This is a genomic window from Salipaludibacillus sp. HK11, assembly GCF_047795645.1.
Classification (GTDB): domain Bacteria; phylum Bacillota; class Bacilli; order Bacillales; family Salisediminibacteriaceae; genus Salipaludibacillus.
The window spans coordinates 4,696,924-4,720,461 of record NZ_CP181045.1; the positions used below are offsets into that span (position 1 = coordinate 4,696,924).

At 36.4% G+C, this 23,538-nt stretch carries 23 protein-coding genes and 1 pseudogene; 10 read left to right on the forward strand and 14 right to left on the reverse strand.

Annotated elements, in window-relative coordinates; genetic code table 11:
- Positions 1–106 precede the first annotated feature (106 nt).
- The 8 genes and pseudogenes from ACM26V_RS22215 to ACM26V_RS22250 all read right to left on the reverse strand — a co-directional run bounded on the left by ACM26V_RS22215 (position 107) and on the right by ACM26V_RS22250 (position 8,429).
- Positions 107–2,131: a right-handed parallel beta-helix repeat-containing protein gene (locus ACM26V_RS22215; RefSeq protein ID WP_416148951.1), complete on the reverse strand. Its 2,025-nt coding sequence runs from the start codon at positions 2,129–2,131 to the stop codon at positions 107–109.
- A 526-nt stretch (positions 2,132–2,657) separates the two neighbouring features.
- The gene (locus ACM26V_RS22220) at positions 2,658–2,825 is read right to left on the reverse strand and encodes a hypothetical protein (protein WP_416148952.1); all 168 of its coding nucleotides are present in this window, start codon (positions 2,823–2,825) and stop codon (positions 2,658–2,660) included.
- A gap of 188 nt (positions 2,826–3,013) precedes the next feature.
- Positions 3,014–3,724 carry a YesL family protein gene (locus ACM26V_RS22225; protein WP_416148953.1) on the reverse strand — a complete coding sequence of 237 codons (711 nt, stop codon included), beginning with the start codon at positions 3,722–3,724 and terminating at the stop codon, positions 3,014–3,016.
- A 156-nt stretch (positions 3,725–3,880) separates the two neighbouring features.
- Positions 3,881–4,609: a ThuA domain-containing protein gene (locus ACM26V_RS22230; protein ID WP_416148954.1), complete on the reverse strand. Its 729-nt coding sequence runs from the start codon at positions 4,607–4,609 to the stop codon at positions 3,881–3,883.
- Between the two features lie 88 nt (positions 4,610–4,697).
- Complete coding sequence (locus tag ACM26V_RS22235; protein ID WP_416148955.1) at positions 4,698–5,507, reverse strand: carbohydrate ABC transporter permease; 810 nt, start codon at positions 5,505–5,507, stop codon at positions 4,698–4,700.
- Positions 5,507–6,367, reverse strand: a complete 861-nt coding sequence (locus tag ACM26V_RS22240; protein ID WP_416148956.1) for a carbohydrate ABC transporter permease — start codon at positions 6,365–6,367, stop codon at positions 5,507–5,509. The genes ACM26V_RS22235 and ACM26V_RS22240 overlap by 1 nt, the downstream gene beginning before the upstream one ends.
- Before the next feature lie 124 nt (positions 6,368–6,491).
- Positions 6,492–7,769 carry an ABC transporter substrate-binding protein gene (locus ACM26V_RS22245; RefSeq protein ID WP_416148957.1) on the reverse strand — a complete coding sequence of 426 codons (1,278 nt, stop codon included), beginning with the start codon at positions 7,767–7,769 and terminating at the stop codon, positions 6,492–6,494.
- 189 nt (positions 7,770–7,958) lie between these two features.
- Positions 7,959–8,429 (reverse strand): annotated as a pseudogene (locus ACM26V_RS22250) (alpha-amylase family glycosyl hydrolase).
- Positions 8,430–8,597: 168 nt separating this feature from the next.
- Between ACM26V_RS22250 and ACM26V_RS22255 the strand changes: the two are divergent.
- Both ACM26V_RS22255 and ACM26V_RS22260 read left to right on the forward strand, forming a co-directional pair.
- Complete coding sequence (locus tag ACM26V_RS22255; protein ID WP_416148958.1) at positions 8,598–9,323, forward strand: alpha/beta hydrolase family protein; 726 nt, start codon at positions 8,598–8,600, stop codon at positions 9,321–9,323.
- Between the two features lie 313 nt (positions 9,324–9,636).
- Positions 9,637–10,764 carry an acyl-CoA dehydrogenase family protein gene (locus tag ACM26V_RS22260; RefSeq protein ID WP_416148959.1) on the forward strand — a complete coding sequence of 376 codons (1,128 nt, stop codon included), beginning with the start codon at positions 9,637–9,639 and terminating at the stop codon, positions 10,762–10,764.
- 80 nt (positions 10,765–10,844) lie between these two features.
- Here the strand turns inward: ACM26V_RS22260 and tnpB are convergent, their stop codons facing one another.
- Positions 10,845–12,017 (reverse strand): IS200/IS605 family element RNA-guided endonuclease TnpB, encoded by a 1,173-nt coding sequence (gene tnpB, locus ACM26V_RS22265; RefSeq protein ID WP_416148960.1) that lies wholly within the window; start codon positions 12,015–12,017, stop codon positions 10,845–10,847.
- Between the two features lie 142 nt (positions 12,018–12,159).
- On the opposite strand from tnpB, the gene ACM26V_RS22270 reads away from it, so the two are divergent.
- The 4 genes from ACM26V_RS22270 to ACM26V_RS22285 all read left to right on the forward strand — a co-directional run bounded on the left by ACM26V_RS22270 (position 12,160) and on the right by ACM26V_RS22285 (position 16,146).
- Positions 12,160–12,987, forward strand: coding sequence for a phosphate/phosphite/phosphonate ABC transporter substrate-binding protein (locus tag ACM26V_RS22270; protein ID WP_416148961.1), 828 nt, complete (start codon positions 12,160–12,162; stop codon positions 12,985–12,987).
- Between the two features lie 134 nt (positions 12,988–13,121).
- On the forward strand, positions 13,122–14,303 hold the full coding sequence (locus ACM26V_RS22275) for a 5-methyltetrahydropteroyltriglutamate--homocysteine methyltransferase (protein WP_416148962.1): 1,182 nt from the start codon (positions 13,122–13,124) through the stop codon (positions 14,301–14,303).
- A complete protein-coding gene (locus ACM26V_RS22280) occupies positions 14,296–14,787 on the forward strand; it encodes an OsmC family protein (RefSeq protein WP_416148963.1) in 492 nt (163 codons plus the stop codon). Before ACM26V_RS22275 ends, ACM26V_RS22280 begins: the two co-directional genes overlap by 8 nt.
- Positions 14,788–15,045: 258 nt before the next feature.
- Positions 15,046–16,146 (forward strand): saccharopine dehydrogenase NADP-binding domain-containing protein, encoded by a 1,101-nt coding sequence (locus tag ACM26V_RS22285; protein WP_416148964.1) that lies wholly within the window; start codon positions 15,046–15,048, stop codon positions 16,144–16,146.
- Between the two features lie 201 nt (positions 16,147–16,347).
- On the opposite strand, the gene istB is transcribed toward ACM26V_RS22285, so the two are convergent.
- Positions 16,348–17,106: an IS21-like element helper ATPase IstB gene (gene istB, locus ACM26V_RS22290; protein ID WP_416148965.1), complete on the reverse strand. Its 759-nt coding sequence runs from the start codon at positions 17,104–17,106 to the stop codon at positions 16,348–16,350.
- On the reverse strand, positions 17,103–18,629 hold the full coding sequence (istA, locus tag ACM26V_RS22295) for an IS21 family transposase (protein ID WP_416148966.1): 1,527 nt from the start codon (positions 18,627–18,629) through the stop codon (positions 17,103–17,105). Before istA ends, istB begins: the two co-directional genes overlap by 4 nt.
- Before the next feature lie 63 nt (positions 18,630–18,692).
- On the opposite strand from istA, the gene ACM26V_RS22300 reads away from it, so the two are divergent.
- Positions 18,693–18,884 carry a hypothetical protein gene (locus ACM26V_RS22300; RefSeq protein ID WP_416148967.1) on the forward strand — a complete coding sequence of 64 codons (192 nt, stop codon included), beginning with the start codon at positions 18,693–18,695 and terminating at the stop codon, positions 18,882–18,884.
- Between the two features lie 76 nt (positions 18,885–18,960).
- Here the strand turns inward: ACM26V_RS22300 and ACM26V_RS22305 are convergent, their stop codons facing one another.
- Positions 18,961–19,404 (reverse strand): small multi-drug export protein, encoded by a 444-nt coding sequence (locus tag ACM26V_RS22305; protein ID WP_416148968.1) that lies wholly within the window; start codon positions 19,402–19,404, stop codon positions 18,961–18,963.
- A 333-nt stretch (positions 19,405–19,737) separates the two neighbouring features.
- Here ACM26V_RS22305 and ACM26V_RS22310 point away from each other — a divergent pair, with 333 nt between their 5' ends.
- The 3 genes from ACM26V_RS22310 (at position 19,738) to ACM26V_RS22320 (ending at position 22,367) form a co-directional block, all read left to right on the forward strand.
- Positions 19,738–20,340: a TetR/AcrR family transcriptional regulator gene (locus ACM26V_RS22310; protein WP_416148969.1), complete on the forward strand. Its 603-nt coding sequence runs from the start codon at positions 19,738–19,740 to the stop codon at positions 20,338–20,340.
- Positions 20,337–21,236 carry an AraC family transcriptional regulator gene (locus ACM26V_RS22315; RefSeq protein ID WP_416148970.1) on the forward strand — a complete coding sequence of 300 codons (900 nt, stop codon included), beginning with the start codon at positions 20,337–20,339 and terminating at the stop codon, positions 21,234–21,236. The genes ACM26V_RS22310 and ACM26V_RS22315 overlap by 4 nt, the downstream gene beginning before the upstream one ends.
- 90 nt (positions 21,237–21,326) lie before the next feature.
- On the forward strand, positions 21,327–22,367 hold the full coding sequence (locus tag ACM26V_RS22320) for a linear amide C-N hydrolase (protein ID WP_416148971.1): 1,041 nt from the start codon (positions 21,327–21,329) through the stop codon (positions 22,365–22,367).
- A gap of 22 nt (positions 22,368–22,389) precedes the next feature.
- Here ACM26V_RS22320 and ACM26V_RS22325 read toward each other — a convergent pair whose 3' ends face one another.
- Together ACM26V_RS22325 and ACM26V_RS22330 are read right to left on the reverse strand one after the other, a co-directional pair.
- The gene (locus ACM26V_RS22325; protein WP_416148972.1) at positions 22,390–22,992 is read right to left on the reverse strand and encodes a GNAT family N-acetyltransferase; all 603 of its coding nucleotides are present in this window, start codon (positions 22,990–22,992) and stop codon (positions 22,390–22,392) included.
- Positions 22,976–23,536, reverse strand: coding sequence for a hypothetical protein (locus tag ACM26V_RS22330; RefSeq protein ID WP_416148973.1), 561 nt, complete (start codon positions 23,534–23,536; stop codon positions 22,976–22,978). The genes ACM26V_RS22325 and ACM26V_RS22330 overlap by 17 nt, the downstream gene beginning before the upstream one ends.
- Positions 23,537–23,538 lie beyond the last annotated feature (2 nt).

The window sequence follows — 23,538 nt, forward strand, 5'->3', positions numbered from 1 at the left end:
GTTTAACGATACTATTCGAAACAATATGTGCGAGACCCCCAGTGCTGTAAAATTATACCGCATTGGGGGTCTGGCACCTTTTTCCGATTGGATCTTCAATAATAAACTAAAATTTAAAATCAATCGTCCCATTTTTGATTAATTCAAATGGACCGGGTGTGACGTCTGCATCAGGTCTCTTTCCCCCGAAAAAGTCGGAGTCAAAACGATATGGCGTGCTGTCCGGTTGCTCATATTTCATATCGGCGTGATAAGTCTTGCCAAGCAGGCCGGTGGTAACCAACATTGCAGAGGCACCACGAAGCAATTTGGGCTCAATGACCTGAATTTGCACCCTACCTTGCGCAGGATCAATTTCCACTTTAATGCCCTTCTGCTCATATATCTTCGCATTGGGTTCATGATGACCTGGAACCGCATTGTTAAAGTATGCATTTCCGTCTATAGCGACTGGAAGAACTGCATTTCCTATTAAGAAATCCTTTGCGTCATCTCCAAGTTCAGCAAGCTCCTCTTTGGTGTATTCCCACCATTTCTTATCTTTTGCATTAGGATGCTTGTCATAGCCTCCCAGTCCCACAGGGTACAGATGGCAAATGGAATTGTCCGGAACACCATCCATGGCAGCCTTTCCGTCATCTCCAACTTCATCCCTAGGTTTAAGCGGAAGATGTTCAAAAAAGGTTATTGGTACAGGTTTTTTATTAGCATCATTATCCCCCAAAAAGATATTGTTATAGTACCTGTCATCGCCTCCGGTTATATTGGAGTAACCTGCCATTGCCGTCTCGTGAGGAAAGTGGTACGGCGTAGTACGGGTAATCTCGGAACGAACAACAAATTTTCCTGCAAACAAATTATGAACAAATGCTCCACCCTGTGCCATATTTCTGAAATTCATCGGAGAGAGGAACAGATTATGGTCGGCAATATACGGACCATGACAAACCTCTACGAAAAAGTCTTCAGAAATATTGTCAAAAAACACATTGCGGCTGATACGGGTGCCTTGTGCCTGCCAGTCAAGCCAAACTCCGCGGTAAGAACTGTAGATTATATTTTCATTAATTTGTGTATCCAGGGAAGCATGCAGCTTGATTGCTGCTACTTCGGCACCATGTCTGAGACGCTTGTGGTGAATATTGTAAATACGGTTTTGACTTATGCTGCTGAAAGCTGCACCCATATGTCCTACAATGCCTGCCTGTTCACAATCATGGATCACATTAGCTCGAACGATGTGACTGCCTACGCTATCTTTATGCCATCCAGATCGTAATGCTTGTAAGATGACCTCCTGCTCACGTTGTGTGCCACCTTTAATGTGCTTGCCTATATGCTTCGTGTGACCTGTACCAATTTCAGTACCTAAGCTGATACCAACGCTTTTGGATTCACTGATAATATTGTTTTCAATAATCCAGCCTTTACTCCAGTGAGGCCCGATCAACCCTTCTTGGTAGTCAGTTGGCGGTGCCCATTGAGGAGATGCTTGACGAAGTGTAAATCCACTTACGGTGATATAGTCAATTCCGGGTTTCTCAGGCCAAAAGCAATAAGGACGGACATTAATTTCTACATTTTCCTTACGAGGATCTTTTTCACCAAAATTGGCCCAAATTTTTGTTGTTGTCGAACCAACTTCGGTATACCATTTGAGTAGTGAGTCCTTGGGATATTTAGCATCGGGCCAAACTTCGGGCTTGTGTACCTTATCGACACTATCGCATTCATACAAAGATTTGTAATCTAAATATACATCACCGAGATGAACGGAGAAAGCTCCGTCAAATAGCCAGTCTCCACTCAACTCTACTTCAAAGGGATTACGAACAGAAAATATCGAATTAGGTATTTCTGTAAGCCAAACACTGTCTCCTTCAGCCTTCCAGTCTGAAATACGTTCAGCCCCTGTAATGATTACTTCCCCGTCTCCTGCGGATCTATATACTATTCTATGATCTTCTGTTCCTCCATTAGCCGGATTAATCCATTCTCTATATACACCAGCATGAACAGTGACCGTATCACCAGCCATGGCAAGAGCCGCAGCGCGTGATATTGTACGAAAGGGTTGTTCAGATGTTCCTTTTGCCTGATCATTCCCTTGCGTTGACACATGATATTCCATAAAATTACTCCTTCTCCCCACCTATTAAAAGCTGTAAGCATTTCTTGCAAACTGACAGCAGGCAGTGTATAAAATTTATTATTCTAGTAAACGTTTTCAATTTTCTTGTTAATAATAATCTTATCTGCCGTCATTTTCTCAAACCTGTGCATACAGTGTCCAGACAGACCAGATGACTATAATATTATATAAAAGATAGGTGTTAATTGCAATTTAGGTATTAAATTACTTTAATTTCAGTGTACATATTAATGAATGGAAACCAAGGTTTGTAAGAGCACTTCCAGACCTTGGTTTCATCTCGGTGCACCAAAATACTCCAGAGGAATAAGTGTCTGGAATACTTATTGATTAAAAAAGTTGATATTAGGTTTGAAAAAATAGCTGGAGCAATAACAACTAGATCCCTAGTAACTTTTTCACTCAGAGATAATCTATCTTTTCTACTAGTGGAAGCTTATGGTTAATTGGATTAATGACTTCTTTAATTAAAATTTGGGTGATCTTAATCCTAGATTCCCAGAATTTATAACGATGGAGGTTTGATCTCCATAGCTCCATAGGTTTCTTTCAGCTTTTTCGTGATTTCCCCGATCGTTCGTCCATGCTCTGGCGCTTCAAACAGCTCAATTGTATCCAATTCATCTAACAGGACTTGAAGGGTCCACTGATCAAATAAATTCGCATCTTGCATTTTCTTTTTGACAAAAGATAGGTAAATTAAAGCAATAAATTCTACAGGGTGTAAAAAGAGGTTCCTAGATTTGAAGAGTAGTTCACTTTTGATGAAAAAAATATTAAATATCAACGAAAATAGCATCCCAAATCATAAAGTGTTTGGAATGTTATTTTCGTTGATATCATATTACAAAAGTGTCATGTCTATTTATTTATTTCTTTCTTTCTTTCTTCTTTCTTTTCTTGAACTTTTAAATAAAATCGGTAAAAGGCAGAGAAAGAAAGAAAAGCAATGAGTGAGACTGTAAAAAATGGGATGAGGAATTTGAAGAACTCAAAACTAATGTATATAATAAAAGCACTGCTAAGTACAATTGTTAGAAACAATAATGGACTTGCCAATGTCACAATTAACGTGTTTTTCAATAGAGGGAACAGTTTCATTTCATAATGGCACAGTAAAGAGAAAAAATTTAACGTGTATACGAACAAAATAATTCCCATCGCTAAAAATATATACATAAGAAAAACATGTACATCACTTAAATAATATATATCTACAGCCCAAATTCCCCATATAGCAGTGAAGATAAGGCCACCAAGTAAACTTTTTTTATAATTAGTTTTATAGAATTTCCAATATGTTCTAATTATAGGAAGGTCGTCTACTTCGATAAGCCAGCTCCGTGCCGACGCAAACATTGCCGTTGTTGCTGGGAAAAAAAGTATTGGGATAAGCATAGTAATGGGAACAATAATGATGATTAAATCTTGCATTTGCTGAACGAATAAAATATTTAAAGCCAAAAATAAAACAGGTATATTAAAGAGAATCCAAAGCAAGTTAATGAGAGATAATCTCATAATCCACTCAGTTAGAGCATATAAACCACCTAAAAATCCAGTATTCTTCACTTTAGACTCCTCCTTAATTTTGTTTAATCCTCTTTATTACTACATACCTGTTCAATATTCTTCGATTCTTACATTTTAAGAATTCCGTGACGGTGGTTTGCAATACTCTATAGCCCAGATTTGGGTACTTTTAGTTTAGACATGTCACTATTCTTGTTAACCCTTTTCTTTTTTTGAAATTGTTTCTATAGGATTTGTATTTCCGTATACTGGAGTAGGTGTATCTGAATTGTTCACCCACTGAACCGCATTTTTAATTACTTGTTGAATTTCTTCATTATAATAAGTGGGATACGTTTCATGCCCTGGACGGAAATAGAAAACCTTTCCTTTTCCACGTTGATATGTTGCACCGCTACGGAAAACTTCTCCTCCTTCAAACCAGCTTAAAAAGATAAGTTGGTCTGGAGATGGAATGTCGAAATGTTCTCCATACATTTCTTCTTTTTCTAGCTCGATGTACTCTCCAATACCTTCAGTAATTGGATGGCTTGGATCTACAACCCAAAGACGCTCTTTTTCATCTGCTTCACGCCATTTAAGGTCACATGTTGTACCCATTAACTTTTTGAAAATTTTCGAGAAATGGCCTGAATGAAGAACGATTAAGCCCATTCCTTCCAACACTCGTTTATGTACTTTTTCTACTATTTCGTCTAGTACTTCATGATGAGCCATATGCCCCCACCAAATAAGTACATCTGTTCCAATAAGAACTTCATCAGTCAGCCCATGTTCTGGCTCATCTAATGTCGAAGTTTTCACATTCACAGTGTCTTCACTTAAAAACGCAGCAATAGCTCCATGAATACCTTTCGGATAAATATCTGATACTATGGGGTTCTTTTTCTCATGACGGTTTTCATTCCAAACTAATACATTCATTGTAACAACCTCCATTAAAATAAAATTTATTGATATTGATTAGAAACGAAAAAAACTCCATTTTTTGTCATCATTCACTCAAACTTTCTTATTTAACTGCTCCTTCAGAAACGCCTGCAATTATTTGTTTTTGAGCAAGAAAGTAACCAATAACTACCGGAATAACGGCAAGAACTAAACCTGCTAAAGCTAAATGCCACTGTGTTGTATACTGTCCAAAGAAAAAGAACATTTGTAATGGAATTGTAGCTGATGATTCAGATAAAACAAGCGATGGTAAGAGATAGTCATTCCAAATCCAAATTGTATTTAATATACCAACTGTTACGGAAATAGGCTTTAGTAATGGAAAAATGATGTAAATAAATATTTGCCATTTATTTGCACCATCTATTAATGCTGCTTCATCCAGTGAATGGGAAATACCTGTCATCGCACCATGATATAAGAATATCGACAAACTACATCCAAACCCGAGGTACATAAAAATTAACCCCGCCTGATTAAGCATACCTACTTGACTAAATAAAGATACTAGGGGAATCATTACTGATTGGAATGGAATTAACATTGCTGCAACAAACATTAATAGTAATACTGCGCTTAGCTTACTTTTGTTTCGTGCTAAAGCATATCCTGCCATAGAAGAGAAGAATATAATAATCGCTACACTAATCACGGAAATAATTAAAGAGTTAGTCAAAGAATTAATAAAATTTAGATCTTGCCATGCTTGAACAAAGTTGTCTAATGATAAACTTTCAGGTAAACCAAGTACACCTGAGAATATTTCATTTCTTGACTTAAATGCATTGACAATCATTAAGTAAAACGGGGAAATCCATAATAACCCTAATATAAGGCCAAGAATTTCTACCCAAGATATTTTCTTTTTCATTACATCTCGACCTCCCGTTTTTTATTGTAATACACTTGAGTTAATGCAATAATGGCCACTAAAATGAAGAAAATAATTGCCTTACCCTGAGCATACGCTAACTCATTTCGTGTAAATGCAGTCTTTACAATTTCCATGGCGACCATTTGTGTAGAGTTATAAGGTCCACCATTTGTTAATGCAAGGTTTTGGTCATACATTTTAAACCCAAAAGATAATGTAAGAAACATACTTACTGTGAATGCTGGCGCAATAAGTGGAAACGTAATATTTTTAAATCGTTGAAAGTTGTTTGCTCCGTCTATTTTTGCAGCCTCAACTAATTCATTAGGTATATTTTGTAAATATGCAATGTAAATAATCATAATATAACCAGCCATTTGCCAGCTCGATAAAATGACTAACCCCCAAAAACCTGTTGCAGTAGTGGAAAGCCAACCCGATAAGGCCTCAACTCCAATGGCTTCACCAACTGCTGCAAATACTCGGATGAAAATAAACTGCCAAATAAAACCAAGAATTAACCCACCAATTAAATTGGGCATAAAGAATATCGTTCTTAACAGATTATTTGATCGAATTTTTTGCGTTACAATTAGGGCCAAACCTAGTCCTAGTACGTTTAACAAAATCACACTAACAACTGCAAATTGTGTTGTGAACCATAAAGAATTTAAGAACACTCGATCTTGTAATAGACTAATATAATTTTGAAGGCCTAGAAATTCAGTAATATTGAAACCATTCCAATCGGTAAATGAATAAAACAAACCGAAAAATAACGGAATGAAAACAACAATCCCTAATGCAATAAGGACCGGGGATAAAAATAACCAGAATGATAGATCGCGATTTCGCATTTCTCCTGCCTCCTGCTGTGTGAAATTTTAGTAATGAAATTGTAAAATATCTCTTATTTATAGATTAAGGGTGACTAGGTAAGGATAAAGATCCTTATCCGTCACCCTCATTTCTACTCAAGTATTATTGTCTAGCAGATTCCCATGAGTTGCGTGATTCTTCAATCATTTCATCCCAAGTCATATCATCACTTAAATAACGCTGCATATTTGTACCTAGTTGATCGTCACTCCAAGCAGTAGGAGCCCCCATGAATACCCACCCAATTGTCTTACCAGCTTCTGAATATTCATAAACTTGTTTAGATAGTGGATCGACTATATCGGATGCATCATATCCCTCATATGCTGGAATGAAGTTAAAGTCATTGATTACTGCATCTTTACCAGCTTCTGAAGTATACATCCAATCTAAAAAGTCTTTCCCAGCTTGAATAACTTCTTCATCACTATTCTTATTTACTGCCCAATGCTGAGGAATTCCTACTGGTAGGTGGTTTTCATAACCTTCTACTGGAATAGGGATAAATCCAATTCCATCCACTGCAAAGTCAGGGTCCATATCATAAATGGTAGGGTAAACCCAGTTGCCTTGTTGTATCATTGCGACTCTTTCTAAAGAGAATAACTCTTCTACTTGTTGAGAGTAGTCAAGACTAGCAACAGGTTGTACAGAATAAGTTGCTTGTAAGTCTAAAAGGCGCTTCATTTCATCACCTTTTTCAAAAGGTACAGTATCAGATTCATACGCTTCAAGAATGTTATGGTTAAATTCTGGCGCTAAGAATACATTAGCTAAGTGATTACCAAGTACCCAGGCTTCACTTCCAGGTAATGCAATAGCAGCATCAATTCCAAGTTCCTCTTTTTTATTTTCCAATTCTTGAACCGCACTTTCTAAGTCCTCATATGTTGAGATACTTTCTGGATCGATTCCTGCTTCTTCAAAAATTCGTTTGTTATAAATTAATCCATAACCTTCTTGGTTATATGGTAATCCGACAATTTCGTCACCATCGGTCGCAACGTCTAATGTTCCATCAAGAGCTAATTGCGCAGCTTCCGTATCAGATAAGTCAGCTAAGTATTCACGGTATTCATCTCTATCTGTTGGTCCTCCAAAGTTAAAGACATCAGGTTCATCACCAGAAGAAAAGTTAGTACGTAAAGTAGCACCATAATCACTTCCACCACCTAATGTTTGCACATTAATTGTCACATTAGGATTTTCATCTTCATACATTGCAACGAGGTCTTCGAATTGTTCTCTAAATTCAACTTTAAACTGGAAAACATCAACAGTTATTTGGTCATCTCCTGCATTGTCAGAACCAAATGAGCAAGCCGTTACTAATGCAATCATCATAGCTACAAAAGAGATTATTGAAAAGAATTTTTTCATTGTAGGTACACCCCTTAATTTTGAAATAAATTTCTGATTATGCTTACAAAAACATCACTTTAATCAATTGCCACGATTGTTTGTAAGTATTCTATTAGTTCTAAATCCCCTCCCAATTATGCAATATTGTGCAAACGTTTGCGTGATTTAAAGTTTAACATAGCTTTCAAGATTGAACAATAAATAATTTTATGATTTATCAAACCCTTTATCTAACCACCAATTGACCATTTCATATAAGTCTCTACGGACATCAGGATTTACCCAATTTAAATCTGGATCTGGTTGTTTACTTGAAAATACATGCATGAAATATTCTTTCGTATTTTCATCATATTCCCAGGCCTAACATTCAAATATAGATTCCCAGTTGTTCGGTTTCGAACTTCTTTTTTACCCGGGTGCCAAATATAATATTCCCTGTAAGGATTCTCCTTAGATGAACGAGACACCACGAACCAATGATGTTCTAATGACAAGATCGAGTATTAATTTAATATCACGGTTGTGTACTTCCTTTAGTAGCTGATCAAAATCAGCCATTGTTCCAAACTCCTCCTTAATGCCTTTATAGTCACTAATATCATAATCGTTATCATCATTTGGTGAACTAAATATAGGACAAATCGAAATAACATAATTAAGAATTTGTATAAGAATGTGCTAAAGGAAAGTAAGACCCACGAAGAAGTTATGATAAACGCTTTTGAGATAGTGTAATTCATTAGAAACCAATGGATAGCTACTTAGTCGATAGATGTACTAATAAATACGAATATATAATTTTTGGAGGATTTAAATGAAAAAATTCGAAAAAAAGTAGTAGACATGAAACATCGTAGTAGGAAAATTTATGGCGTCTTCTATATGCCAGTTGATAGAAAAAACTGCCCTGCCGTTATCTTCAGCCATGGTTTTAACGGAACGAATGTAGATTTTGCTATGAATAGTGAATATTTAGCGGGTAATGGTGTGGGTGCATATTGTTTTGATTTCTGTGGTGGATCTGTAAATTCTAAAAGTGATCTTAAGACTTCTGAAATGTCTCTATTTACAGAAAAAGAAGATCTCTGCGCCGTAATTGATATGATAAAAGATAGGGATGATGTCGATCGTGACAATATCTTTCTATTCGGATCAAGTCAGGGAGGATTGGTAACAGCATTAGTTACGGAAGATTACATAGATGAAATTAAAGGAATCTTATTGCTGTTTCCTGCATTTTGTGTCACAGATAACTGGACTGCAACATTCCCTAAAATAGACAGTATTCCCGACACTTATGAGTTTTGGGATGTGACGTTGGGCAGAGTATTTTTTGAATCTATTCATGGTTACAATGTATTTGAACATATTGGGAATTTCCATAAGAATGTCCTGATTTTTCAAGGTGACCAAGATGAAATTGCGACACTCGAATATGGAGAGAAAGCTGCAAAGCTGTATCCTCATGCAAGGATGGAAGTATTTCCGGGAGAAGAACATGGTTTTTCAGAAGCGGGTAATAAAAAAGTAGCGGATATGACCTTTAAATTTGTAAAAGAAAACTCTTGAGATCCTAACCAATTGAATGAATATTATTTGCTGTTTTTTAATATGGCCATACTATCAAAGAAGCAGATCTCCGATAATGGGAATCTGCTTCTTTTCATGTTGTGTGGAAAAGTAAATCAATTATTTATACTCGGTGTACTATCCTTGAGATAGTCGTTTTCTAATCTGAGTTAAGTTACTAAATTAAGAATCCAAATATATGAAATTACCAAGGGATTTAATATAATGATATGTTATGATAAACATAATAATAATTTATAAAGTATTATTGGAAGTTTTAAAATAATAGGAATAAATTCACAAGGAGGATACTATGAACAATGTATATCAAGAAGGCAAGGATTTTGCAAAATCTTACATACTACCTTATACCGAATTGACAGATAAGGAGTCGAAATTCCCTGAAGAATCCTTCAAGGAATTAGGCGATAAAGGTTATTTGAAGTTACTTGTACCTGAAGAATATGGAGGATCTGGTAAAGGACTTGTTGAACATGCAGAGGCTTGTTTGGCATTTGCCGAGTCTTGTTCTACAACTGCTCTTTGCTATATGATGCATAATGTTGCATTAATGTGTGTTATAACTTATGGAAGTGACGAACTTAAGAAAAAGATTTTTTCAGGCATCGTAGAAAAAGGGGAATTCTTGGCTTTAGCCTTCAGCGAAATTGGAACAGGAACACATTTCTATAATCCGGAAATTTCTGCTGAGGTTAACGGTGACAACACGATTTTTAACGGAACAAAGAGCATGGTAACTTCTGCAACGTATGCTTCCTACTATCTCGTTCTTGCACCATCTGTTGAAGAAGGGAAAATAAACAACTGGGTGTTCCCAATCGAGGAAAAAGGCTTAAGTTTTGAAATGTCAACTTGGAATGGTCTAGGAATGAGGGGGAACTCGTCATGTCCAATGCACTTTGATAATGTGACTTTGGATTCCTCTTATCGCATTGGAGAAGAAGGTTCAGGTGAAGAGCAGGTATTCAACGTCGTAGCACCATTCTTCATCACAGGACTAGGATCAGTATACAGCGGCACTGCCATGCATATGTTTGAAGAAGTTAGCAAACATGCTGTCGATAGGAAATATCCTGATGAAAGTTCCCTTTCAAATATTGAAACGGTACAAACGCATATTGGACATATCTACAAAAATGCGGCAGCAGCAAGAGCACTTACTTTAGACGCTGCGAATGCAGGTGCCAATCAAGAAGCGGATGCACTTGCAAAGATTTTGGCGGCAAGAATCTTTGCCTCAGAAGCAGCAATTGAATGTGGAACACTTGCAATGAGAGTTGGCGGAGGAAAAGCTTATAATAAGGCTCTTCCTATTGAAAGACTTCTGAGAGATTCCTATGCAGGACAAGTTATGGCTCCAAGTAGCGACGTTCTGACGGTTTGGCTTGGAAAAACACTAACAGGACAGATGATTCCTTGAACTACCCGCCACTTAACTGCTCTTGTGAACTGTTTGAAGTGGGGGATTCCTAAGAACACCTTCGTAACCGAAAGTTTTGATTAGGCTATCCCCGTCGCTCCGACGGTTAGAAGCCTTATAGCTTCATTTTTGAGATTTAATCCTGCGTTCATATCGCGGTCGTGATGCATGCCACAAACACAAGTCCACTCACGCAAATTCAGATCTTTCACGTCTTTGTTTTTATAGCCGCAACTTGAACAACGTTGTGAGCTAGGGAAGGTTTTGCTCACTTCCACCACCGTCTTCCCGTACCATTTAGCTTTATATTTCAACAGGGTCTTAAATTGAGACCAAGATACATCAGCGATCGATTGAGCTGTTTTCTTATTTTTCATCATGTTCGATACTTGCAGACTCTCCATTCCGATAATATCGTGGTTTTTGATGATATCCGTCGAGGTCTTATGCAAGAAATCTGTACGCTTGTTTTCAATCTTTTCGTGAATTCGAGCGACCTTGATTCGTTGCTTATTCCAGTTGCTAGAACCAATAACTCGCCTTGATAGAACCTGTTGAGCCTTTGCTACCTTTTGTTCTAACGACTTAAAATAACGATGGTTTCTATATCTTGTTCCATCTGCAAGGGTAGCGAAGTCTTTTAGTCCTAGATTAACACCTGTACTGGCGTTTGTCTTCGGCATTTCAACGATGTCTGTTTCAGCTAAGATCGACACAAAGTACTTACCACTTGGGTAGCGTCGTATGGTCGCATTGATGATTCGCCCGTCCACGTCACGACTTTTAGCAAACCGAACAAGACCAAGCTTCGGCAACTTGATGTGTTGATCGAAAACAGCGATATTTCCATTGGTTTGCTTCGTGACATAGGATTGTACAATGTTCTTTTTACTTTTAAACTTAGGGGCTTTGGTTTGTTTTTTATAATACTGTTGGTAAGAATCAGCTAGGTTTTCAACGGACTTTTGCAGGGAAATACTATCCACTTCTTTTAAGAAAGGATAGTGCTCTTTTAACTGGCGAACCGCCTTAATCGAGTCGTATTTGTTGAAAAGCTCTCCTTTCCAGTTATTTGAAGGTAGATGACCGTTTTGCACCATTTCTTCGACCATGTACCAGTAAGCGTCTTTTTGCTTCTGTTTACCGAGGAAGAAATTGAACACGAATCTAGAACAACCGAGCGTTTTATGAATAAGCTCGACTTGTTTTTGATGAGGAAAAATACGGAATTTAACCGCTTTTTTTACTACCATGACATCACCTCATTTGACAGGAACGTTTGTTCTAATTATATCATGAGGTGAGTGTTTTGGCTAGCGCCAACCGCCATTCATCTCCCCCTTATCGCAATTGAAGAGGGAGTCTTCTGTCGGAAAACGATAAAGATAAAAAGGAGTGAGTTCATTGAATAATGATAAAATAAAAGTAGGAGCAGTAATTTATGATCCCAGAGTTACAGTGATCTGGGGAGTTATAGCTGATTTTTTCAAAGAGGAAGGGCTTGAAATAGAGTGTGTCTTCTATATGGATTATGAAGGTCAGGTTGACGGATTTATGAACAAGGAAATAGACATCGCCTGGAATTCTCCTCTAGCATGGTTGGACACTTATACGAGAACCGATGGGAAATGCCAGATGGGTTCAATGAGAGATACTGATAGAGACCGAAAAACTTGCTTCATTGTTAGGAAAGATAGTGGTATAACAAATCTTGTTGGGTTAAAGGGTAAGACGATTGGCTTTGGAGCTATAGATTCTCCTCAAGCAAGATTGATACCAATCAACCATTTACATAAAAATGGCCTTGAGTATGGAGAGAACTATACAGAGAAAATGTTTAATATTGGCGTCGGCCTACATGGAGACCATATTGGTGGAGAGCTAGATGCGATTAAAGCTTTGATGGCAGGCACTGTAGATGCAGCTGTTGCTCTTGATTTAAACTGGGACGCTTGGATAAAGGATGGCACGATTGATGAAAATCAATTAGTTTGTATTGAAACAACAGAATTGTTTGACCACTGTATTTTCGTAGCACAGCCTGATTTTTCAAAGGGAAAGTTCATGGAATGGGAAACGGTGCTTCATAGAATGGATTACAACAATGAAGACCATAAGAAGATGATGGAGATGGAAGGCTTGAAGGAATGGGTTGAAGGTAGAATCACAGGATTTCAGCAAATACGTGAAGCCAATGACTATTTAAAGTTATTTAATAAGTAATTCGATGGATCATTCTTTCATCTTATAAGATTAACCGTTTCAAATAATCTAGTTTTTTAAAAATAGCTTTCTAAAGGAGAAGCGTCGTTTTGCTTCTCTTTTAACTATTTATACCACTTTGGGAGATGAGAAACATGAATAGTTTATTACCGCTTTTTCCTACTTCCTTAATGGGAAGCATGCCTAGATCGAAAGAGGTTCTAAGCGCACTTAGAAAGAATAGAAAAGGAACTATTGAACCAAACGACTTTAACAAGCTTATTGAGATGGAAACCGAAAAGGTGATTAAATTACAAGAGGATTTTGGGATTGACATCATAACGAGTGGAGAAATTGGACGGGATAACTACGTGTCCTTTGTTTCCGATAAAATTGAAGGCGTTAGAATGATGAACATGAGTGAACTGCTCGATTATATTGATGATAAAAAAGCTTTTGAGAACATTCTGACCACGCTTGATGTTCCTGCAGTCAGTATTAAAAATGCTATTTGTGTCGGTAAACTAAAATACAAAGGTGATATTGTCGCAGATGAGCTTAGGATGATGAAGAAATATACTGATAAACCCGTTAAGGTAACATTACCAGGTCCCTATCTCCTTACTAGATCGATGTGGGTGCCTAACCTTTCAGGGGAATTTTACGATAGTAAAGAAGAACTTGGGCAAGATGTCATCCAAATTTTAAAGGAAGAGATAGACAATCTAATTAACATAGGAGTCGATGTGATTCAATTTGATGAACCAGTTTTGACCGAGGTAGTCTTCACTGATGGAAATCCAAGGTCATTTATGTGCGCTGCTCTTTCCGAAAGAAAGGATCCTAAAGAAGAGCTAGAATTCGCCAGTAGCTTGATTGGACAGGTTATGGAGCATATAGATAGAACAAAGACAGTTGCTGCTCTTCATGTTTGCAGAGGTAATTGGAGCAAAGATGAAAGCATATTATTAACAGGTCCATATACTCCATTGCTTGATTTATTTACTAAGGTGAATCCAGATCTTTTGACACTTGAATTTTCAACGCCAAGGGCAGGGGAACTGAGCTCACTATTAGCTGATACAAGAATCGGAGAGCAAACAGCACTTGGTTTAGGAGTTGTAAATCCACGAACAGATGAAATTGAGACAGTGGACTCGATTCTCTCAAGAGTTGAAGAGGGAATGAATTACCTTCCAAAAGAAAAGATATGGTTAAATCCTGACTGCGGTTTTGCAACCTTCTCAAGCAGTCCAGTTAACGTCCTTGAAAATATCTCCGATAAAATACGGTCGATAACAGAAGCGGCTGGATTGTTAAGGAGAAAACATGAATAACAAGTCGACACATGATGGAAACACATTATATGAGTCGAAAATATTTGATATGAACTTTAGGGGCACGTCAAATGATCTCTCATCTGTAAAAGTTTATACAAATAAAAGCAATATTCACATTGAAAAGCAAATTAACTTTGATTCAGAGGACGAAAAAATCAGCAGCCTTGAATACTTTGCAGGATCGATTTTAAGTAGCATTATATTAACACTATTGGAGCAGTCGAAAAAGAATGGTGACATTATTGAAGAAATGGAAGGAGTTTTAAATCTTTCGCTAGAAAATCCGCTATCTTTGCTCGGTGTAAAAGGCTATGATGAAGAACCATTTATTAGAAAAATCACCGTAACAGTTTATTTGTACGCTGATCTTGAGGAAGATGATTTTACTGGATTTTGCACGAAGGCGCTTAAAAATTCCCCAGTTTACAATACTTTGAAGAGATCTATGGAACTTGAGGTAATATTTAAAAAGCTTGTATGAGAAATTACACTCAACAGGAATAAATTATACAAAGAAGTAAATTGATTTGTATTTTACTCAAGGCATGTGGATCTGCTCACTACTAACTTATGAAGGTAAATAAAGATGTAACTGCGAGTAAAGACTTCTTGAAGAAGGGGTCTTTTTTTGTTTATTCTTTTTGTCAAATTTCTTTTATTTTATGAAAAGTAATCTGAAATACATATTTAGGTACATATGTTAAAATTAGTTTTGGAGAATAAGGAGGTAGGTTTTCTAATGAAAAATATTTTAGTAATCGGTGGGTACGGTCAAGTAGGCAGTGTCATATGCAAAAATTTATCTCATAAGTACCCTAAAAAAGTTATTGCAGCTGGTAGAAATTTCAATAAGGCTGTAAAATTTTCCTTGTCTACAAATGAGAAAGTGATACCTCTGGAACTAGATATTTATAATTTGGATGCAAGCCATGAAGTATTTAAAAGCACACAGCTAGTAATAATGTGCCTCGACCAAAAAGGTACTAGTTTTGTAGAAAAGTGTATACAAAATAAAGTTAATTATATAGATATATCCCCTTCTTATGGAATTCTTTCAAAAATTGAAAACTTACATTCTAAAGCACTTGAATCAGAAACAACGTTAGTATTAGGAGTAGGCTTAGCTCCAGGTTTAACTAATCTCATGGTAAAAAAAATAATTCCCCACTTTGATAAAGTTACTAAAACCGATATTTTTCTAATGCTTGGGGTTGGCGAAAAGCATGGGAGAGATGGAGTAGAGTGGTTGCTAAATAATATCAATAGTAATTATTTTATATTTGAAAACGGACAAAGTAGAAAAGTAAGTAGTTTTACGGAAGGCAGAAATGTAGAGTTACCTAAGAAGTATGGAAAAAGGAAAGCTTATAGATTCGACCTAGCTGATCAGCATATTGTCTCTAAAACACTTGAATTAAAAAATGTATCTTCTCGATTTTTCTATGATTCCGCTTTTACAACAAACGAATTAGGATTTCTAAAAAAGATAGGTGTTTTTAAGCTATTAAAATATAAGGTCTTAAAAAGTATTATTGTAAATATATTTGTTGGGGCTTTGTATATTTTTGAAAAGTTAAAAATAGGTTCAAATAATTATCTAATTAAAGCCGAAGTAAATGGAGAAATCAACGGAAAAGAAGAAACAATTGAGTCTGTATTATTCGGTTCAAATAATACAGAGATAACAGGTCATGTTGCCTCAATAGTAGGAAATAAGTTAATCCAACACAATTATTCACCTGGTGTACACTACACGGAACAGCTTTTTGACTTAGATGATATATTATCGAGCCTAGATGATGAAGTGACTTATAATCATGAGGTGAATACCTTGAATTGACGGATACCTCTAGTTGCTCCGGTCCGGCGGTTAAATGTAGAGAGGATCAATGGTGTTTTTGTCAACATAATATTGAGCCACAGCGATCACTTTAAAAGTGAGCCACTTATCATCTTTGACCACCCATTAATGGGTAGGATTGGAAGTTGGGAGAGGGTTGCCCCGGGGAGGGGCAACCCTCTCCCAACTTCCGCATGTTCTTTAGCCTCCTTCATTCTGTTTCATACTTTGTCTAAAACGATATGATTCGCCATTTAGTAAATGGATATGTGATCGATGAGTGAGTCGATCTAAAAGAGCTGCGGTCATCTTGTCATCGCCAAATAAACTCGTCCATTCACTGAACTCTAAGTTGGTTGTAATGATGACACTCCCACGTTCATATCGACTGGAGAAAAATTGAAATAATAGCTCTGATCCAACCTTTGAAAAGGGCACATATCCGAGTTCATCTATAATGATCACATCTAATTTGAGCCACTTCTTTTCGAGAGCATTTAGTTTATGTTCTTCCTTTGCCATCAATAGTTCTTCTACCAATTCTGATGCTGTTATAAACTTGACTTTGTATCCATTTTGGATCATTTCAATACCTATTCCTGTTGCTAAATGAGATTTCCCTGTCCCGCTGTTACCAAGGAAAATAATATTCTCCTTTTTTTCTACGAAATCCCCTTGTCCTAACGTTAAAAATCGGTTTCGGTTTAAGCTGGGCATTAAACTAAAATCATAGGCATCTAACGTTTTATGAACGGGAAAAGTAGCTTGTTTAAGTCGACGTTGTTTTAAATTTTCTTCTCGTGTTTTCACTTCCAAATCTAATAAAGCTAACAAGTACTCTTCATAACTAAGGTTCCGCTCTTCAGCCTCTCTTGCGAGAGATTCGTAGTTTTGAGCGATCGTAGGCGTTCTTAATTGTTTCGTCATATGCTCCAGGAGTAACGTTGTTGTGGCCATCATTTCTTCCCTCCTGTCAGTAAACCGTATTGTTCTACGTTCGATTTTTGAACTTTATAGTCTAGTAAACTCGTAGGCGTTTTTTCTCTTGAAAGGTCATGAATGGTCACACCCTCATTTGTAAGTTGTTGAATGATATCGTGAACCACCTCATAGCGAAATACGTGAGTCTTCTCAGCTTCGATTAAAGCTTGAGTTAACATGGGTAAGCCAATCTCACGATGTAAGAGGAGAAGACGGATGAACTTTTGATCTCCAATTGCTCCTTCTTGTTCTCTCATCTTACGATGATACCGTTTGAATACGTCTGGAATCTCAGAAGATTGAAAGGCGTGTGCATCTCTGATTGCCCGTGGCTTCTTTAGTAGAGCATCAAGATAATGATCAAGATTCGTAAACATTTGATGTCGTTCATAAGATCGAGAATGTTCTGCGATCACTTGATTTTGAGCCACTATGATCACCTGATCGACAAAAATTTTTGCCCAAACAGCTTTCCCGACAAATTGACATGGAACAGAGTATTGATTGGTCTCAATGGTAACTAAAGACGTTTTATTCACCTGACATGATACCAACTTACACGCTTCAAAAACCTGATCAGGAAGGGCGTGTAGATAACCTTTTTCTTTCTCCCACATTTGAGCCACAGTCTCTTTGGAATTTGGAACCATGGTCCTTTCTGATTCCTTTAAACACCATTCTTTCAAGGAATCATTTAACTCTTCCATTGATTGAACTGCCGGAAGTGGAACGAAGGCATTTCTTCGAATATAACCAACCGTCCCTTCGACTCGTCCTTTTTCATTTCCAGAACGAACATTACAAAACTCTGATTTAAATAAATAATGGGCTTGTAGAGCGAGAAATGTCTCTTGCTCTATGCGATCTCTTCCTTTTAAAGTTTTTTGTACTGCCGTTTTCAGATTGTCATAGAGTCCTTCTGTTGGTACTCCTCCAAAGAATTCAAAGGCATGAACAAAACCATCGAGAAAGGCTTCTTGTTTCTCGTGAAGATAGGCCCTAACAAATCGCATGCGACTAGCGGATAACTGAATACAGAAGAGATAAACCCGTAGGGTTCGGCCTTGAAGAATAATATCAGCTTCACCCCAGTCAAATTGAAATTGATGTCCCAGTTGAAATTCCAAAGGAATAAATACTTTTTGAAGTTTCTTTCTTCGCTTAGCAACCACTTTTCGAATATTAGATGCCGAGCCTTTAAATGCATACTCATCAACGAGTCTCTTATAGATTCTAGCTGCCGTATGTTTTTGTTTCACCCAATGCTTCAAATCATCTTCTAGCCACTGATCGATGATTGGCAATACTCGTTTCGTTTCACCTGAATATTGTTTGGATCCATAGATTCTTTGTCTATTAATCGCCGTGGGGAGTTCTGATTGATTAAGATATTTACTTACAGTATTCCTTGAAATACCAAGCTTTTTTGCGATCCTTCTTTCTGATAAACCTTCAACCTCTTTTAAAAATTTGATATTATAATGTTGAGCCATATCAATCATCCTTTTCTTCCTCTCAGTATGTAGTAGTTTAGTCACTATCTATCATAAGAGAGGTTATTGAAATTGGGAATTGTGTGGCTCATTTTTCATGTGATCGAAACAGCTAAAAGTGGCTCAAAACTATCTTATCAAATACAAATGGGTCAAATCATTGAAAGAGTCACTAAAACGGTAAAAGAAATATCCTCCGATCTGTTAGAAGCGATTAAGACCCGCAATTTAACAGAGGAGGATACCAAGACCTATTTATTGTAGGTTTTATGCTATTTGTCTCTATATAATTAGGGATTAGTGGAAAACATCCATAATGTACGCAAATAACTATGCAATCCTAATGTGTAAAAAATTCAAATCCCATATTACCCAATATAGCTATGACAAACCCTGTCACCCCTACACTAATAGCACTGTATAGCCATAATTGTGTTCTGTTAATCTTCAAAGCTTTTGCTATTATCCCTATCACCCAAACCCCTGTTACTGGTGTAAGAAATAATATAAAGTAAACACCGTACTTCTCAATCCGGTTTCGCCATTTTCCTTTCAAAGATTTATCACTAATTTTTTTCATGAATTTAAATTTCATTAACCAATCGTAAAAAAAGTCAATAAGCGGAATGACCATCCAATTGCCAATGGATGCCCAAAGAAATGCGTCAATCCAATTAAGTCCTACAGATAACCCAAAAGGAACTGCAAGATATATTTCAAAATGTGGAAAAAAACCTAAAAACCATGTTGATGCTGCTAAACTAATGTATTTTAATATCTCCATCAGGCACTAACTCCTCTCTAAATGAATTCCAAAGTAAACAAATTTTCAAAATGATCTTTATATGCTCTAATTCTAGAACCTGGACAGTATCCGTAATGTTTGAAATTGCAGGTATTCTTGCTGTCTTTGAGCGCATGGAAACTACCTGCAAATTTGGTAAATTTAACATAAATAAACTTCCTTTCTTTTTTCGATTGATGTACAATGAATTCATTACTGAACATTTTGTATGATTTAATTTTAATGATTTATCATTTGCAGGTAAATCATCAAACTTAAAGAATTGTACGTTATGGAACAGATTACTGAAATTGTTCAAAATGGGGGTGTAGTATGAAAAATAATGAATTAGACAGAAGAGTATTGAAAACCCGTCGAGCTATTCACGAAGCACTGTCATCACTGATGCAGGAAAAAAAATACAGTAAAATTACTATTCAGGATATTATTGACCGCGCTAATGTAGGAAGGTCGACCTTCTATTCACACTTCGCTACGAAAGATGAATTGCTGTTTAGCAGTGTAGAGGATTTATTGGAAATACTGAATCAATATATAAAGAGCTATATTGAACATGATGGGGATAAACCAAGATTGATATCAGTATTAGATTTTTTTGAACATATACAGGAGAACAGCAAGATAATGAAGGGGTTATTTAAATCAGAGGGGGCTGACTTGTTTTTTGAAAAAGTTGAAGCTTACTGGAATGACGGAATAGAGGAGTACCTTCAGTCGAAGCTGCCTATAGGAAAAGAGCCCAAGGTCCCTATAAAAATCTTAACGAACCATATTTCCAGTTCCTTACTCAACTTGTTAAAGTGGTGGGTAAACAATCACATGTCCTACACTCCTGTACAAATGGACCAGTATTTTAGAGATTTAATAAACCCAAGTATCGATTCGATTATTTATAACGATTCTACGAAAGGGTGAGAATACAAACAGTGAATTATTTAGATGGCATCCAAAAGTTTGTAGATAATGTTGATAAACAAATAGAAGAAGAAATCGATATTGATAAAGCAATTGCTGAGATACATATCTCTAAATTTCATTTTTACCGTTTATTTAAGGCGATTGTTGGACTATCAGTTTATGATTATATAAAGAAACGCAGGCTAACTAAAGCATCTGAATCTATCATACAATCACAAGATGATATTTTAACAATTGCTATAAAGTATGGTTTCTCATCCCAAGAAGTTTTTACGAGAAATTTCAAGAAAATGTTCGGGATAACACCAGGTAGACTTCGAAAAGAACCACATTTTAAACTCCCTAATCGATTGACCCCAATCAATCTCGATTCGATTTTTCTAGACGTAAAGGCTTTGAATGGAAAAGTTCATGTCGATAGAAAAATCGAGACGCTATCAGTAAAACTAATAGGAATTTCCCGTTATTCGAATGATGAAAATATATTGACTATTACCCCTTTTTTTGAAAGTTTTATCCAGCAAGTTGACCAAATAGCGAACAGAAAAGATGATGTTTTGTATCGTGTTTGCTATGATATGGAGTTAACAAATGGAATTGGAACGTACAAAGAACTTGTAGCTGTAGAGGTTGGAGATTTTTCGATAGTTCCAGAAGGTATGATAACAAAAGAAATTAACAAGGCTAAAGTCATTACTTTTACTCATAAAGGTCGTCTTTTTCAAGATGAAGAGGGAAGAGTGTTAAACACCTATGATTTTATTTGTCATTATCGCATCCCGTTATTAGAAGCAAAGTTAACTGATGAGCTTGTTATAGAAAGGTATGGAAGTGAATTTATCGGACCATATGATGATAAATCAAAAATGGATATTTCCTTTTCAATCACATAACGTCTAAATCAAAGTAGCAACCACAGTCAAAAAAATACTGTCATTCCATGCTATCTTTGTTTTAAGAAGACATAAGATGGAGGTTGTGAAATGTGTACAACATTTACAATGAAATTTAAGGAGCATTTCTTATTGGGTCAAAACTACGATTTTTATTATGGTCATGGGTTGATTGTAGTAAGTCCTCGAGGGCTAAGTAAATTTTCGTTATCTGAAAAAGAGGAAGAAAGATTGCGTTGGGTATCTAAATATGGAAATGTGACGTTTACTCAATTTGGTCGTGAGTTGCCTATGAGCGGCATGAATGAAAACGGGTTGGCAATCGCGATGATGTTTCATGAAGATGGAGAATTACCAGTATCAGATGAACGACCGAGTTTAAACGAATTGCAGTGGATTCAATATCAACTTGATAACTTCGGAACCGTTGAAGAAGTTATCAAGCATTTGGAGGATATCCGGATTGAAAAATCGATTTATGCATTACATTATTCGGTTTGTGACGCTACGGGTAAAACTGTTCTAATTGAGTTTATTAATGGAAAGGCAAAAGTTATTGACCAGGCAACATATTTCATTATTACGAATACTAGTTATGAAAAATCACTTGACTATGCAAACCAATTCGCGAGCCAATCGATTCAACAATTATCAAGAAACGCAGGTTCTCTCGACCGATTTACTTTGGGATATCGTTTGCTTGAGCAAGCACATCACAAGCCTAGCCCTAATGCAATAGAACAAGCATTTTCGATATTAAAGGAAGTTTCCGTTAAACCATCGTTGCAAAGTATGTGGAATTGGATTGGAAAAAGGGTTCCACCTACATTTACGTATTGGAGTATTGTTTTTGATTTAAATAACTTTACTATTTATTTAAAGGATCAAAAAAATAAAAACATTCGACAATTCTCTATACAACAATTTGATTTTGCACATTTAGATCATGCCCTCTCCTTACCAATTGATAATCAGTTATGTGGTGATATTACGAACAATTTTACACCGTACTCAAATAAAGATAATGAGCGAATTATTACGATTAGCTATAAACCAATAAGCCATCTAATCTCTAAGGAGGACCAAAAAGAGCTTATAACATACCCAGATCAATTCTATCAGGTTCAATAAAATGAGGGTGTGGTTTTATAAGTTAGTGCGATGAATCGGCAGGCTTAATCATGCAATATACGTTGAGTCCATCGATCATTTTTGTCCCTCTCAACTCATATCCAAGTCGTTGATAATAAGCAACATTCTGCGGATTCTCTGTATCAAGTGCAATCGTATAGGATGGCTGTGAAGACTTAGCAATTTCATGGATCTCTCGTAGAACCTTTTTACCCGTTCCCGTCTTTTGGTAGGAAGGTTCTACACCGATCATGGTTAGATAATAATGGGCTTCGTTTGGAGCAATAGTAGAAGTTACTTTTTGATACTTAGTTAAATATCTAAGCGTATGAAAGGGTAGTTTAAAAACCAATAGGAGCATGTCGATATTTAATTTAATCTTAGCTTTTATAGATATATTTCTAAGGTTACTAGGCCGATCGATAATTGCCACGTAACTAGGTTTCTTCACATCGTCGGTAAGAATCAGGCCATTTAATAAGCGATTTCGTCTAATGATAAATCGAATTAAAATTTTTGGTTGCTCCTTGTTCTTTCTGTTTGAAAACAAAAAGACAAACAAGGGGTCTTTCTCAAATGCTCGCGAAAGCAAGGATATATGAGCTTCATTAATTTGTTTGTTCATTAGAAGACCCCCTATGATGGAAAACGGAAAAGCTATACAATACTTTAAATACATAAAATAGGAATAACGTAGAAACAAATAATGGTGTTGTTTGACTATAATAAGCCACTATTAGTAGTCCTAACCCTGTTAATCCACCGGCTATGAGGTTATGAATGGCGGATGATCGAATCAAATTTAAGCATGTTGCGCTAACTAAAGTGTAGACACAAATGATAAGTCCGTAGTAAATCGATATTTCCATTGCCCATGCAAGGATAATCGGTTGAATATGGATCGCTATAAATATCCATCTCATCCTTGGACGCTGTTCATAAAAAATATCAGTACCCTTGGTTAGGTTTGCGATAACACCTCCTGAGATATCTAAAAACAAAAGCCAAATGACAATCTGTTTTAGGAAAGATAAACCTCGCCATTCTTCGTACGATAGCAAACCTAATGTAAACCCTGATATTAGTACAAAAAGCGCAATGATAAGTAATGATGGTTTCGTCTGGAATTCACCTAATAATTCATGGAAAAACTTAGGGATTTTAATCATAG

Coding starts and splice junctions, on each gene's coding strand:
- ACM26V_RS22215 (WP_416148951.1), bottom strand. CDS start 2,131: ATGGAATATCATGTGTCAACGCAAGGGAATGATCAGGCAAAAGGAACA.
- ACM26V_RS22220 (WP_416148952.1), bottom strand. CDS start 2,825: ATGCAAGATGCGAATTTATTTGATCAGTGGACCCTTCAAGTCCTGTTA.
- ACM26V_RS22230 (WP_416148954.1), bottom strand. CDS start 4,609: ATGAATGTATTAGTTTGGAATGAAAACCGTCATGAGAAAAAGAACCCC.
- ACM26V_RS22235 (WP_416148955.1), bottom strand. CDS start 5,507: ATGAAAAAGAAAATATCTTGGGTAGAAATTCTTGGCCTTATATTAGGG.
- ACM26V_RS22240 (WP_416148956.1), bottom strand. CDS start 6,367: ATGCGAAATCGCGATCTATCATTCTGGTTATTTTTATCCCCGGTCCTT.
- ACM26V_RS22245 (WP_416148957.1), bottom strand. CDS start 7,769: ATGAAAAAATTCTTTTCAATAATCTCTTTTGTAGCTATGATGATTGCA.
- ACM26V_RS22255 (WP_416148958.1), top strand. CDS start 8,598: ATGAAACATCGTAGTAGGAAAATTTATGGCGTCTTCTATATGCCAGTT.
- ACM26V_RS22260 (WP_416148959.1), top strand. CDS start 9,637: ATGAACAATGTATATCAAGAAGGCAAGGATTTTGCAAAATCTTACATA.
- tnpB (WP_416148960.1), bottom strand. CDS start 12,017: ATGGTAGTAAAAAAAGCGGTTAAATTCCGTATTTTTCCTCATCAAAAA.
- ACM26V_RS22275 (WP_416148962.1), top strand. CDS start 13,122: ATGAATAGTTTATTACCGCTTTTTCCTACTTCCTTAATGGGAAGCATG.
- ACM26V_RS22280 (WP_416148963.1), top strand. CDS start 14,296: ATGAATAACAAGTCGACACATGATGGAAACACATTATATGAGTCGAAA.
- ACM26V_RS22285 (WP_416148964.1), top strand. CDS start 15,046: ATGAAAAATATTTTAGTAATCGGTGGGTACGGTCAAGTAGGCAGTGTC.
- istB (WP_416148965.1), bottom strand. CDS start 17,106: ATGATGGCCACAACAACGTTACTCCTGGAGCATATGACGAAACAATTA.
- istA (WP_416148966.1), bottom strand. CDS start 18,629: ATGATTGATATGGCTCAACATTATAATATCAAATTTTTAAAAGAGGTT.
- ACM26V_RS22305 (WP_416148968.1), bottom strand. CDS start 19,404: ATGGAGATATTAAAATACATTAGTTTAGCAGCATCAACATGGTTTTTA.
- ACM26V_RS22310 (WP_416148969.1), top strand. CDS start 19,738: ATGAAAAATAATGAATTAGACAGAAGAGTATTGAAAACCCGTCGAGCT.
- ACM26V_RS22320 (WP_416148971.1), top strand. CDS start 21,327: ATGTGTACAACATTTACAATGAAATTTAAGGAGCATTTCTTATTGGGT.
- ACM26V_RS22325 (WP_416148972.1), bottom strand. CDS start 22,992: ATGAACAAACAAATTAATGAAGCTCATATATCCTTGCTTTCGCGAGCA.
- ACM26V_RS22330 (WP_416148973.1), bottom strand. CDS start 23,536: ATGATTAAAATCCCTAAGTTTTTCCATGAATTATTAGGTGAATTCCAG.